Origin of the sequence: Photobacterium sp. GSS17 (assembly GCF_028621875.1) — a bacterium.
Taxonomy (GTDB): Bacteria; Pseudomonadota; Gammaproteobacteria; order Enterobacterales; family Vibrionaceae; genus Photobacterium; species Photobacterium ganghwense.
On the sequence record NZ_CP117518.1, the window covers coordinates 1,799,591 to 1,812,304 of the forward strand.

The 12,714-nt window shown below is 52.4% G+C and carries 10 protein-coding genes; 2 read left to right on the top strand and 8 right to left on the bottom strand.

Translation table 11 applies throughout. From position 1 onward, the window contains the following. Positions 1-191: 191 nt before the first annotated feature. The 3 genes from def to PGW97_RS24460 form a co-directional block, all read right to left on the bottom strand. Positions 192-743 carry a peptide deformylase gene (gene def, locus PGW97_RS24450; protein WP_273860107.1) on the bottom strand — a complete coding sequence of 184 codons (552 nt, stop codon included), beginning with the start codon at positions 741-743 and terminating at the stop codon, positions 192-194. Positions 744-978: 235 nt separating this feature from the next. After that, on the bottom strand, positions 979-2,538 hold the full coding sequence (locus PGW97_RS24455) for a DHA2 family efflux MFS transporter permease subunit (RefSeq protein ID WP_273860108.1): 1,560 nt from the start codon (positions 2,536-2,538) through the stop codon (positions 979-981). Positions 2,539-2,540: 2 nt separating this feature from the next. Then, positions 2,541-3,623 (bottom strand): HlyD family secretion protein, encoded by a 1,083-nt coding sequence (locus tag PGW97_RS24460; RefSeq protein WP_217391500.1) that lies wholly within the window; start codon positions 3,621-3,623, stop codon positions 2,541-2,543. A gap of 134 nt (positions 3,624-3,757) precedes the next feature. On the opposite strand from PGW97_RS24460, the gene PGW97_RS24465 reads away from it, so the two are divergent. After that, a complete protein-coding gene (locus PGW97_RS24465; protein ID WP_047884963.1) occupies positions 3,758-4,699 on the top strand; it encodes a LysR family transcriptional regulator in 942 nt (313 codons plus the stop codon). Positions 4,700-4,741: 42 nt separating this feature from the next. On the opposite strand, the gene PGW97_RS24470 is transcribed toward PGW97_RS24465, so the two are convergent. Continuing rightward, positions 4,742-5,734, bottom strand: a complete 993-nt coding sequence (locus PGW97_RS24470) for a DUF3187 family protein (RefSeq protein ID WP_273860109.1) — start codon at positions 5,732-5,734, stop codon at positions 4,742-4,744. Between the two features lie 509 nt (positions 5,735-6,243). On the opposite strand from PGW97_RS24470, the gene PGW97_RS24475 reads away from it, so the two are divergent. Next, on the top strand, positions 6,244-7,128 hold the full coding sequence (locus PGW97_RS24475; protein ID WP_217391502.1) for a radical SAM protein: 885 nt from the start codon (positions 6,244-6,246) through the stop codon (positions 7,126-7,128). A gap of 58 nt (positions 7,129-7,186) precedes the next feature. On the opposite strand, the gene PGW97_RS24480 is transcribed toward PGW97_RS24475, so the two are convergent. The 4 genes from PGW97_RS24480 to PGW97_RS24495 all read right to left on the bottom strand — a co-directional run bounded on the left by PGW97_RS24480 (position 7,187) and on the right by PGW97_RS24495 (position 12,611). Beyond that, the gene (locus tag PGW97_RS24480) at positions 7,187-8,350 is read right to left on the bottom strand and encodes a glutathionylspermidine synthase family protein (protein WP_273860110.1); all 1,164 of its coding nucleotides are present in this window, start codon (positions 8,348-8,350) and stop codon (positions 7,187-7,189) included. 137 nt (positions 8,351-8,487) lie between these two features. Continuing rightward, complete coding sequence (locus PGW97_RS24485) at positions 8,488-10,518, bottom strand: DUF885 domain-containing protein (protein ID WP_273860111.1); 2,031 nt, start codon at positions 10,516-10,518, stop codon at positions 8,488-8,490. Between the two features lie 793 nt (positions 10,519-11,311). Continuing rightward, on the bottom strand, positions 11,312-12,049 hold the full coding sequence (locus PGW97_RS24490; protein WP_273860112.1) for a ChrR family anti-sigma-E factor: 738 nt from the start codon (positions 12,047-12,049) through the stop codon (positions 11,312-11,314). Beyond that, positions 12,042-12,611, bottom strand: a complete 570-nt coding sequence (locus PGW97_RS24495; protein WP_047884956.1) for a sigma-70 family RNA polymerase sigma factor — start codon at positions 12,609-12,611, stop codon at positions 12,042-12,044. Before PGW97_RS24495 ends, PGW97_RS24490 begins: the two co-directional genes overlap by 8 nt. Positions 12,612-12,714 lie beyond the last annotated feature (103 nt).

Genomic DNA, 12,714 nt, shown 5'->3' on the forward strand with positions numbered 1-12,714 from the left:
TTAAATGCGTCTGTTGTGAGTATAGGCAAAGTGCTCTTTGGCTGCCGTCTGACGTCGTGATTCAGAGGGCAGTGTGAACCGACCCATGTTCGAGCCGGTAATGACCGCGGATTGACGGAAGCAGGGGTGTGTTTGATGCTTACGACGGTTGCACTAGATGAAAATCGCCCGCGAAAGTTTTGCTGCTTGGTTCACGCCTTCTGCATCAGTTTTAGGAATTCAGCTTCCGTGGCATAGTCAGCTTTGTCGGCGCGGTCGAGAAAAACAATGCCGTTCAAGTGATCCAATTCATGCTGGAAGATACGGGCGATAAAGCCTTCCATTCGGGTGCTGACCTCTTCGCCAGTGAGGGTGAGGTAGCGCACCTCGATAGACGTGTGGCGGTTAACCCTGGCCCGCATTCCCGGAATACTCAGGCAACCTTCCCAGTCTTTTTCCATGTCATCGCTTGTCCAGATAAGTTCGGGATTTAGCATCAGCGTCGGTGACATCAGTGGCGCATACGGATAACGGGCGTTCGGACGGGAGGCCACGATAAAGGCCCGGACCGATTCACTGACCTGAGGGGCGGCAATGCCGACGCCGTTGTGGGCCAACATTTTTTGCTCTAATGCCGTAAAAAAAGGAGCCATGTCTCGATACTGGGCGGTGCTTAATGCGCGAGCATGTTCTCGCAGAATCGGGTTACCCAGCTGCGCAATGGTCAGAGATGGTGGGGGCGGAGAATACGTCGTTGTGTCCATGATTCTTGTCCTTTGTCCGGCGACCGGTTTCAGCAGATCAGCTTGTGTTTCTGATGGCTCTTCGCGGAAACATATAGCTTAATAATAATTAGCCTTGATGCAAACAGGGAGCCGGAGCTCCCTGTGAATCAGGTCTAACTTTGCCCTTACGCGGCACTTACGCCCTTACATTGTTGGCGTGTTTTTCCCGTGCCCACCCCTGCAGTAGGTAACCAAGCTGGGTAGTGTGGTTTCGCTAGTCTTTCATGCAAAAAATAATCACGGCGGCCAAGGCCAGGAACGCGGTCATCATCAGGAATACGTCGTTATAGGCCATAATCGCGGCATCACGCTGCATGGCAGCGGCCAGCGCCGACTGTGCCTGCATCAGGGCCGTGCCGCCGTCACTGCCGGTTCGGACAAAAAACTCACTTTGCTGCAACAGCTGTTGCCAAGCATTGGTGCTGACCGCAGGCAGTGACTCTTTGATGTGCGTGAGATGTTCGCGGGCTTTGTTGTCCAGCAGGGTCGCAATAAACGCAATACTGAACGCGCCACCCAGATTACGCATGACATTGGTCAGCGTTGAGGCGTCAGGTGTGTCGGCCTTGCTGATGTTTTTCATCGCAACCAGTGACAACGGTACCATAATGAACGGACTGCCTACGGCGCGAAGCAACATTGACAGGATCAATTGATCGCCGCCGAAATCAGCACTCATGTGAGTGTTGACGTAGCAGCTCAGGCCATACATGGCGAAGCCAAAAGTGACCAGATTCTTGGGTTTGATGACGCGAGTCAGTTTGGGCACAATCGGGAAAAAGATCAGCTGGGGGAAGCCCATCCACATCAGCACCTTGCCGATTTCCATGGCGTTGTATTGCTGAATCTGCGTCAGGTACAACGGCAGGACATAAATGGATCCAAACAGTGCCATGCCAAGGATCAGGTAGGCCAGGCATGACATCGCAAATTGCCCCTGCCGGAGCAGGCGCAGGTTCACCAGCGGTTGCTTGTGCTGTAACTCATTGATCACGAAATAGACCAGACTAACCGCAGCGATGATGCTCAGAGTGACAATAAAACCGGAGCTGAACCATTCTTCCCGATTCCCTTCTTCAAGCATCACTTCCAAACAGCCGAGCCCAAGCCCCATGGTCAGAATCCCGATCCAGTCTGCTTTGAGCAGGGTGCTGAGGTTCAGTGGCTCCTGATCCAGCCCGTACCGGATCATGCTGATCACTAGAATGGCCGGCGGAATATTGATGTAAAAAATGTAATGCCAGGACAGATTTTCCGTCAGCCAGCCACCGAATGTTGGACCGACTGCCGGCGCAAAGGTGGCGGTGATGCCAAACAGGGCCATCCCGACGGCCCGTTTATGGATGGGCAGCAACTGGACCACCAGTGAAAATGCCAGCGGGATCAGGGCACCGCCACTGAACCCCTGCATCGCCCGAAAGGTGATCATCGAGCCCAGATTCCATGACATGGAACAGAGGAAAGATGACAGGGTAAAGATCGCGGTCGTCCAGGTGAGGTAGCGTCGTTTGCCCAGAGAGCGAGAGAGCCAGCCACTGAGCGGGATCGCAATCATCTCCGCCACCAGATAGGACGTCGAGATCCACGAACTTTCATCCAGGGTAGCAGAAAGCGCCCCCTGAATGTCTTTCAGTGAGGAGTTGGTGATTTGGATATCCAGAATCGCCATAAATGCTCCGAGCAGCCCGCCGAACAACGCGATCCAGTGACGACGGGGCACTGATGTGCTGGTGGGGGTAGCTAGGCTGTCAGGGGCGACAGTAACGGCACTCATGGTCAGCCTCGGGTATCAACGGTGGCAACAACAGACAGCCCCGGGATTAGCCGGCCTGCCAGCGCTTTTTGATTCGGGATGGTGATTTTGACCGGCACCCGCTGAACAATTTTGGTGAAGTTGCCGGTCGCATTCTCCGGCGGCAACAAAGCAAATTTGGCGCCAGTAGCCGGAGAAAAACTGTCGACAACCCCTTCCAGGGGCTGATTCGGAAAGGCATCCAGCTCAATGGTGACTTTCTGCCCCTGATGAATACCGTTGAGCTGAGTTTCCTTGAAGTTAGCCTCAATCCAGATATCGGAGGTAGGCACCAGACTCAGCAGCGGCATGCCTGGCTGGACATACAGGCCGACCCGTAGGCTGCGTTTGCCGACAATACCGTCTACCGGGGCATAAATCTTGGTGTAATCCAGATCCAATTGTGCCCTTTCAACCTGGGCGCGGGCTTCGGTGACGGCGGCTTTAGCTTGGTTGATTTGGCTGGCCAGAACGGTGAGCTGATCACTTTCGGCCTGATAGCCGGCTTTTTCTTCGTTGAGCTCTGCCCGGGTCACTTTTTCATGTGCCAGCATGCTGTCGAGTTCATCTTGCGACGAGTAGTGGCGTTCAAGCAGGCTGCGGGTGCGGGAAACCTGTTGCTGGGCGCGCTCGAATTCGGCCTGCGCGGAGGCAACTTTGCTGGCGGCCTGACGGATTTTCGTATGCTGTAGCTGCTGTTGTGCCAGCAGGTTGTCCACGGCCGCCTGCGTGACCGCCAGATTGGCGGTGGCCTTATCGAGTGCCGCGACATAATCACGATCATCTATGGTGGCCAGCAGCGCCCCGGCTTTAACCTGCTGGTTGTCTGCAACCAGAGAGCGGGTGATGTAGCCGGTGACTTTCGGACTGAGTGTCGTGATGTCTCCCTGGAGATAGGCATTATCGGTGGACTCAAAATACTGCCCGTAGCCCAGCCAGTAACCGCCTCCGGCAGCGCCGAGCGCCAGCATAACGAGGGTCGCGATCAGCGGTGCTTTCTTTTTCTTTGATCGTGCCGCTGTGGGAAGGGCGGAAGTGTTGTTCGCGATGGCGGATTGGTCTGCCATTGATACCTCATTGATATAGAACGTGGTTAAGCATAAAAGTGTTACAAAGTGTAAACGAATTGATTGGTTGGTAAGATAAGAAGAAAGGGAAACACTGTTGCAGGAATCTGAATAATCACTATGGCGAGACCAATATGGATCTGAACAGCGTCGCAATTTTTGCCCAGGTCGTGGAAGGCGGGAGCTTCACCCAGGCCGCCGATATGCTGGATCTCACTAAATCTACCGTCAGTCGAAAAGTGGCGGATCTTGAGCAACACCTTGGCGTACGTCTGATCACGCGTTCGACCCGTAGCTTGGTGTTGACCCCGGAAGGTGAACGTTTTTATCAGTCATGCGTGCAAATGCTTGAAATTATGAGTCAGGCTGAGCTGGAAGTGACCGCGAATCAGGATTTGATTCGTGGCCGGCTTAACGTCGTGATGCCGGTTGAACTGGGTCATCAGGTGATGGGGCAGTTTATCAATGATTTTATTAAGCTCTATCCCAATGTACTGGTTCATCTCGAGCTGACAAACCGGGAAGTGGATATCATCGGCGAGGGGATTGACCTGTATGCCCAGGTCGGCGAAATGGATGACTCCACTCTGGTTTCTCGGCAGCTGACTGAATCGGTGAGGGTTTTGGCGGCCAGCCCGGCTTATCTGGAGCAATACGGCCAAATTCAGACTCCGGCTGATCTCAAGCCGCCGCACCATCAGGTGAAGGTGTATAACAAAGCTGTGAAGCTGCCCAATTGGCACCTGATGGAAGACAACGGCAATACCATTATCATCGACTTACCCTATAAGCTGCGGGTGAACACGATTACGTCATCACTGAGTGCTTGTCTGGACGGGTTAGGAGTGGCGATTTTGCCGGAATTCATCTGCCGTGAGCACTTCGCATCCGGTAAGCTGGTGTGTCTGCTGCCCGATTGGAATATGCCTGCTGTCCCAGTCAGTCTTGTTTACCCGCAGCGTAAACTGTTGCCCAAACGGCTGCGGGTGTTCATTGACTATCTGATCGAGCGTTTTGAACAGCGTGATAAAGAGATCGGGACGGCGGCGTATTTACAATGTAAATCTATGCCGTGACGGAGCACTGAGACACGGCAGAATAAGGGCCATTTTTTGCCCTTACAGTTGATGACGATAGCCCAGAGAAAAAGCGATGTCGGTACTGTTGTCCATGTTAAACATATTTTCAACCATGGACACTTCTATCGCGCCATGCTTGGTGTGATAACGGTAGCCGAGCAAGACCTCGGTGGACGGCTCACTGAGATCTGAGGTGGCATCCGAGGCGCCTTCATAAACATGCAGCTCGGTGAGCAGGCGATGTTTGGGACTCAGGACATATTGGTAACTGACGCCGCCGGACAATGCGAACTTGTTGTATTTGATCCCGGATAATACTTCGTCACTATGGCGATAGGTCATGCCGAGCAGGGTGTAAACCCGATGTCTGCCATTGCGGTAGCTGTAATTGGCCTGTATGCCCTGTTCAAAATTACTGACTTTAAAAGGGCCACTACCGACATAGTTGTAATACAGAGTGCCGCCAACAGAGAGGCCATGGTGCGCATTTTCCAGCAGCTGATAACTGGTGTAAAAACTGAAGGCGTTACTCATGGTTTCCCCTTCGAAGTCATGAATTTCGACGCCGTACTGCGGAACGGAAATGTCAAAAGAATGGTCATCGACCGTGTCCCGGCCGTTCTGGCCGAGGCCGAAAGTATCATGGAATGCTTTGGTCAGGTTATCGAGATGGTTGTCGGCGGCAAAACGCCAGGTGTACCCCAGCTCCATGGCCCAGCGATCATTCAGCTGCCAGTATCCTCCGACCGATAAGGCATTCTGGTAATAGTCGGCCCGGTAATCGTCGGTTTCTGCCCACACACTGGCGATGGTCGCAGTGGCAAACAGCTCCACAGTGTCGGGCTGATAACTGAAGCCGCTACGCACGAGCGGTGTCAGGCTGTTGGACTGCAGCGGCGACTGAGCGTAGGTTTTCAGTGGGCCGTAGTCGATTTCTGTGTTGGCCAGCTCGGCAGCATCAACGGGTAGCGCAGCGGCGAAGAGGCTGATTCCGGCCAGATGATAATGGCACTTTATAGTTTTAATTTTCATGGGAAAGCCGTTAATCGAATGGAAAGCGGATTAGCGAAAGCCCCTTTTATAAGGTAAAACAGCTGTGTAGGAGCTGAATCAGTCAAATTGTTGGTAAATTGTTCCGCTTATCACGATTTTGTCGCTGAATGTTTGCTGAATCACGTTTGATGACAGGATCGTGATGGCGCATTGTGATGACACGAGATGACATCACACGATACGTGTGAAGCAGTGCTGGTGACGACACAAGGCGTAAATTTGTTGTCGCTTGACTGCTCATTAAGAATATTCTTATCAATAAGAATAGCAGAGTGGTTTCAGACAGTTGCTTTAATTGTGCGTCGTTTCTCCTTGCGGTAGGAGCGATGGTGTGTGTCCTGAGAGGTTATGACAGTCAGGAAACCGAAGCCAGGCACCACGTTCATAAAATCACATTAGGCAACAATCATGAACCAGTGGCAGACCGAATGGCAGGGAACAGTGACAAAGAAATACCACAACATAGAACTACAACAAGGAAGAACAGCATGCTGAATTATATTGAACCGGTCTTTCGACCTCCCTCAGAATGGAAATCACTGATTTTGCAGGTGACAAACGGCTGCAGCTATAACCACTGCACCTTCTGCGATATGTATACTCAGCCGCAGAAGAAATTCCGGCCGAAAAAACCTGACGATATTGAGCGGGAGTTGCAGCTGATCGCAGCGTCAGGGGCCCGGGTAACCAGAGTGTTTCTGGCGGACGGTGATGCAATGACCTTGCCGTTTGCACGGTTGCAGCACATTTGCTCTTTGATTAATCACTACCTGCCGACCGTTCAGCGCATTGCCAGCTACTGTCTGCCCCGTAATTTGACTAACAAGACGCCAGCGCAGCTCTCTCAGTTGCGTGATCTTGGGCTAAGTCTGATGTATGTCGGCTGTGAAAGCGGTGACGATGAGGTGCTGGCTAAAATTGAGAAAGGCGAAACGTTTGCCTCGTCTCTGGCAGCGCTGGAAAAAATCAAAGCCGCAGGCATGAAAAGCTCGGTGATGATTCTCAATGGCCTTGCTGGCCCTGCGTTAAGTCGCCAGCATGCATTAGCCTCAGCACGACTGATGAACGCTGCTCAGCCGGATTATTTATCAACGCTGGTGGTGTCATTTCCGTTGGGAACTGAACGTTTCGCGTGCAATTTTGACGGGCAATTTCGGCTGCTGACCCAGCCGGAATTGTTTCAGGAAATGGCTTGGCTGCTTGAACATTTGGAATTGGAAAAAACGGTGTTTCGTTCCGATCATGCATCCAACTATCTGGTACTGAAAGGCATTTTGGGACGAGACAAAGCGCGCATGTTACAGCAGGTCAGTCTGGCTCTGACCCATCCTGACTGCATGCCACTCCGTGAAGAGTGGCAGCGAGGTTTGTAACGTTGGATCAGGCGGCTGAAAGCCACATGCTGCCGATAGCCACTGGCAGCATGAATCTTTACAAAATGACGTGGGGCAGATAGCGCGACAGATCCTGCGTGACCCGTGACTGGTCTTCACGAATGGAAATCCCACCCGCTTTGTCATTGATCAGCCAACTGCCAATCAGGGTATAGCTGCCGTTAAATTTCGGCAAAGGATGATAGGCCTGATAGATCATCCCTTCGTCGCCATACGGGCCTTCTACCCGCAGGGTCTGACGGCCCTGTTCGACAATGCTGATGTTGGCACCTTCGCGGGAAAAAATCGGCTTGATGACATAATCGCCCAGCTCGCTGAGGTGGCGATCATCCGGGAAATAAGCCGGCAGCAGGTTCGGGTGCCCTTTGAATTTTTGCCACAGCAGCGGCAGCAGGGCTTTATTGCTGATGAGGGATTTCCACATCGGCTCGAGCCAGTTCACTTTGGCCTTTGTCAGATTGGCGGCATATTCTTCTCGGAACATGAATTCCCACGGATAGAGCTTGAACATCCAGCGGATTGGTCTGTCCTGTAAATCGGTAAACTCCTGTTTGCTGTTCAGACCGATATCCTCCATGAAGACGAAAGCGGTTGATAACCCGGCCTCCTTGGCACAGTCTTCCATGTACTGCACCGTCCCGCGATCTTCCTCGGTCTCTTTGCAACAGGCAAAATGCAGCGTCTGCCCCGGCTGCTGACGGGCCAGCTCGACAAAACGGGCCATCATCAGTTCCTGCAGCAGGTTAAACTGGTCGGCGTCTCGGCGAATCGCGCCGCTGTTCACCATGTCTTCCAGCCACAACCACTGCCAGAATCCGGTTTCGTACAGCGAGGTTGGGGTATCTGCATTATTTTCATACAGCTTAGCCGGGCCGTTGCCGTCGTAGGCAAAATCCAGTCGGGAGTAGAGCGACGGTTCGCGGCTTTTCCATGAATCTAACACCGGTTGCCACATGGTTTCCGGGATCTGGAATTTTTGCAGCCAGTAGTCGTCTGCGACCACGCTATCGACCACCTCCAGACACATCTGGTGAATCTCTTCTGTCGGGTCTTCCAGATCACGCTCAATCTGTTCCAGGGTGAACTGGTAATAGGCGGACTCATCCCAGTAAGGTTCGCCGTACATGGTATGGAACCCAAAACCGAATTCTTTGGCTTGCTCGCGCCAGTGCGGGCGCTCCTTACTGTTAATACGTAGCATGTGCTTCCTGCTGATGATCACAACGAAAGGCGTATTTTTACATGGAAAGCCGGACGGGCAACAGGGGGGAAATGGGGAAGTTGGATCGAGAACAAACAAGTTTCCGGCACAACCGAGCGGTTGTGCCGGGATTTGGATTACTGTTGCGCTTTGAGCCAGTTTTCAATGCTGGTTTCAACGACTTCCATTGGCTGGTCACCGTATTTCAGAAGCTGGTCGTGGAAAGTGGCCCAGTCGAACTGGTTGCCCTGCTCGGCTTGTGCTTTGGCCAGCATCTCTTTGATTACCAGATAACCTGACTTGTAAGACACAGCCTGACCGACATACGCGGCATAACGGAAGCTTTCAGACTCAATGTCACCATCGCCTAACGCGGAGTTCTTGTTCATGTAGTCTTGTGCTTGCTGGATGCTCCAGCCTTTGGCATGAATGCCGGTATCTACCGCCAGACGCATATTACGCAGCTGGGCTTCGTTCAGGCTGCCGAAGTATTGTAGGGCATTACATTCTTCGGCATCGGTGTAGACCCCGCCCTGGAACGTAGCGTAATCAAGATCGGATTTACACATCCCGGTGGCATTGACGAAGGTAGGCTTGCCGTCGCTGTTGAGCTCGCCGTAAATGCCCATCTCCAGGCCCAGCCATTCTGTGTACAGAGCCCAGCCTTCAGCATAGGCGGTGTACCAAACTCCCTGAATGTATTCCGGCTTGTCGGCAGGTGGGTATTCAGTGGCATAAGCGTTCTGGAAGTGGTGGCCCGGCGCAGCTTCGTGCAGTAGCAGGGTGGAGACATTCCATTTTTGCAGGCTGTAATCCGGATGGGTATTCAGGTTAAATTCGTTTCCGCCGTAGGACGCCACGCCGTCATATTTTTCCCGGTTGGCCGGAACCGGCACTATGGTGTAATCGGTTTTGATCGGCTTGAAGTATTTTGCCACTACATCGTTAGCATCGGTTTTGAAAATATTGTAATCCACCAGTGCCGCTTCACAGGCCGTCAGGCTGGAGGCCGCCGCACACAGTGCGGCATACGGGGTATTCGCGATAGTGCGGCCATCACGGCCGTAGAAGAATTGTTCGCTGTTGAGGTAATCGAAGAACTCATTCAGGTTTATGTTGCCTTCGGCATCGGCCAGGACAAATGTCCGCTCTTCAACAGTGCTGTCGTTTCGCCATTTGGCTTTGATGCTGGTGCCACGCTTGTCGATCACCAGTTGTGCTACCCGCTCCATTTCAGCTTTTGCATCGGCGACCAAATCTTCGCCCAGCTGGTGAAGCTCGGTGGCCGGTTTACCGGTGGTGCTGTTTCTGTCCAGCTGCCACTGGTACCAGGCTTGGCCGTTCGGCAACGCACCCCAGCCTATGTTGGTGTCAGTCACTTTCCCTTCACCCCGAGCGCCGGTCAGGTAGTCACTTTGCAGAAAATCAACCAGACGGGTGGTTGCCAGCTCGGCATCGTCCACGACTTTTGTATATTCGGCGAGGGTTTCGTCGCTGTATTGATCGGCATGCGCCAGCATGTCATTCAGCCCGCGTTTGAGCAGGCCGTAATTATCCGTGCCTACGGCTAACGCATCTTTGGTACTGTCTATCAGACGTTGGGTCAGGATTGTTGGCAGGCGGGCTTCGTCGACAATCGCCAGAGAGTATTGAGAATAGAGGTTATCGATCCAGGCGGTGTACTCTCGGATGACCTGAATATGTTTCTGGTAGTCTTCCGGGGTGTCTTGTGTGCTGCCTGCGTGGCTCGCATTCCAGTCTATGTAGTTATAAAAGTGGGTGATCGGAATGGCGAAATTACCGAAGCGGGTATTCGGATATGCTGCGCCACGAATCGCAATGTTACGGTCGAACAGAAATGTGTCGTAATAGATTTTGTCTTCGTCAGACAGTGCACTGCGATCAATCTGCATGAGTTTGTCCAGATACTGGCGATCGACCGCCAGCCTGGAGCCGGCCATCTGGTCATTGACCTGCCCAAACGTGGTGCTGTCGAGCGTGGCCATGGCGGACTGGTATTGGCTCATAACCGTCCGTAGCTGCTCTGATGGTTTTTCGGTTTGTTTGGGTTGCTCAACGATGGTGGTGTCGTCATTACAACCGGCCAGTACGGTCAGGGCGAGGAGGGCGATAGCCAGAGGGCTCTTGCGGGGCTTACTGCTGTTCATGTTAATTCCTTCTGCATGAGTATTCCGTCTTCAGACGCGCTAAGGGTAAGGGTTTGATATCTAATGAAATGTGAAAACGGTCACAAGGCGTACAGGGAAAATAACTATGCAACATCAGCATAATGGTGTGTAAGCAAAAATATGCATTCGATCTCATTGGGTGGTTGGTTTTTTGAACAATCATGCCGTTGTGGTGGCGAGATATTCATCAACACAGTGCCCGGGGTGCAAAAGTTTGTGTCGAAATTGGGCTGAAGATCGATTTTTGCTCAATAATGTGAAGTGAAAACTGATAATTATGCGCGCAGCAGACAAGAAAGGAAAAGGTCTCTTCAATGGTCGTTGGTTAGTGTTGGAGCACAAAGAGACCTCATGTACCAAACGGATCCGGCCCGTATGTGGTACGAATTTCCCGAAGGAATGCGGTATTAGGGTAATGGTAAGACCTAGAGTAGGGAACCTAATTGACGATAAGATGAACAGAATGTTTTTTTTACCGGGGCAAGCGCTTCAGGGGAATGGATTCTCATGAATCGATCCCCATGAATCGAACGCCATGAATCGAACGCCATAAACTGCAATCGCAGAATGTCCGACCGTCAGTAACAAAAACGCCCCGTTTCAGTTGGGGCGTTTTCTTGTTATGGCAAGCTATAGGGGGGAATTGTCGAGGGAGGATAGACAGTGGAGGCTCTCCCGATTACCTCTGCAATTTGTATTATCTGTAAATTCCCAATTTATCCATCTCTTCTTTACGACAGCTCTTTGACGACAGCTTGCTCGGTGAATTTATTTACAAGCGGAAAAATAACTGACTGAACGGGTTCAGCAGTGTCGCCAGACCAGAGGTGAAATGCAGCGGGGCATCGAGCAAAGTCAGGCACAGGCAGTCTTGCCCGCTTCGGGTTTTCGGGACGTGCTGGTTGGCAGAAGTCTGAATGATAAAATCGCCCGGCCGGTATGTGCCCTGGTCATCATAAAATTCACCCGCCAGCACCAGCGTGATTTCCTGCCCCTGATGGGTATGTTCCGGTAAGGCACTGTCAGAATCCATATAGATGAAATTCATTTTCTGAGGGCCACCGACATCAACGGCAGCCCGCTTGAGTTTACCCGGCAGGCGTGACCACGGGCCAATGCGATCGCTGTGTCGCTGCAGTGCTCTTGGCAATGGGTAGGTTTTATCACCCAGGATTAAGGCCGTCGGCATCCCCGCTGAGACCGAGTCATCGCCAGATTCGATCTCAGGCTCTACATCAGGTTCGGACGTGGTCATGATGGCGTGCATCATCGTCATCAGATCCGGAGAAAGGGGGGCTATCGTGTTTTTTGTTCCCGCGTGTTCCACTTCCGGTGTCTCTGATGCCAGAACAGCGGCGGCCTGTGAGTCTTCGATAGAACAGGCAAGCTGCCGGCAGTGCGGGCAGTATTCCAAATGGGTGCTAATCATGATGCTCGATGCCGGGTCTAAATCACCGGAGGCAAATCGCTGCAAAGTCTCGCTAAGCGGATGGAAGCGAATATTACTCATCCAGAGCCTCCTTCATTTTTTGCAATGCTAAACGTAATCGGCTTTTGACCGTTCCTAGGGGAATCCCAATTGCATCGGCCACATCCTGATGCGATGCGCCTTGTAAGCAGATCATGCGCACGATTTCGGCCTGGGCAGGGGGAAGGGCGTTGATCAGGGATTCCAGCTCGCGACTGACGATGGCCCGAAATTCTTCAGGCAACTGATCCGGCTCCGGCTCTTCGTGCAGCACAGGCCATAAATCATCGCCCTGAACCCAATCCTGCTGGTGTTTGGTTTTACGCAGCAGATCGAATTTAACGTTACGGGCAACAGAATAGATCCAAGTCAGTGCTGCGCCTTTAGATTCATCATACAGATGCGCCTTCAGCCAGACTTTAAGCATGGTTTCCTGCACCACTTCCATTGCCAACGACTCATCCCTTAGTTGCTTGCGGGTAAAACTCAGCAACTTGGGGGCGACGTAAGTAAATAGCGTCTCGTAACTTTTTCGGCAACGGGATTCAGCAATTTGCGCGAGCAAGCCAGCCACATCCACAGCGGGTAATGTGTCGTTATTCATAAACTCCTTGTTTGTCTCGGAGTGTACTACCTCAGACTGTTCTACAGGTATGGGTCTCATCATTACTCTATCTGCAAGCATGGGGGCCGTGTTCCAATAACGC

Excerpts from the sequence above, each read along its gene's own strand:
- PGW97_RS24480 (WP_273860110.1), bottom strand. The coding sequence starts at position 8,350 with ATGCTACGTATTAACAGTAAGGAGCGCCCGCACTGGCGCGAGCAAGCC.
- PGW97_RS24455 (WP_273860108.1), bottom strand. The coding sequence starts at position 2,538 with ATGAGTGCCGTTACTGTCGCCCCTGACAGCCTAGCTACCCCCACCAGC.
- PGW97_RS24465 (WP_047884963.1), top strand. The coding sequence starts at position 3,758 with ATGGATCTGAACAGCGTCGCAATTTTTGCCCAGGTCGTGGAAGGCGGG.
- PGW97_RS24485 (WP_273860111.1), bottom strand. The coding sequence starts at position 10,518 with ATGAACAGCAGTAAGCCCCGCAAGAGCCCTCTGGCTATCGCCCTCCTC.
- PGW97_RS24470 (WP_273860109.1), bottom strand. The coding sequence starts at position 5,734 with ATGAAAATTAAAACTATAAAGTGCCATTATCATCTGGCCGGAATCAGC.
- PGW97_RS24475 (WP_217391502.1), top strand. The coding sequence starts at position 6,244 with ATGCTGAATTATATTGAACCGGTCTTTCGACCTCCCTCAGAATGGAAA.
- def (WP_273860107.1), bottom strand. The coding sequence starts at position 743 with ATGGACACAACGACGTATTCTCCGCCCCCACCATCTCTGACCATTGCG.
- PGW97_RS24490 (WP_273860112.1), bottom strand. The coding sequence starts at position 12,049 with ATGAGTAATATTCGCTTCCATCCGCTTAGCGAGACTTTGCAGCGATTT.
- PGW97_RS24460 (WP_217391500.1), bottom strand. The coding sequence starts at position 3,623 with ATGGCAGACCAATCCGCCATCGCGAACAACACTTCCGCCCTTCCCACA.
- PGW97_RS24495 (WP_047884956.1), bottom strand. The coding sequence starts at position 12,611 with ATGAATAACGACACATTACCCGCTGTGGATGTGGCTGGCTTGCTCGCG.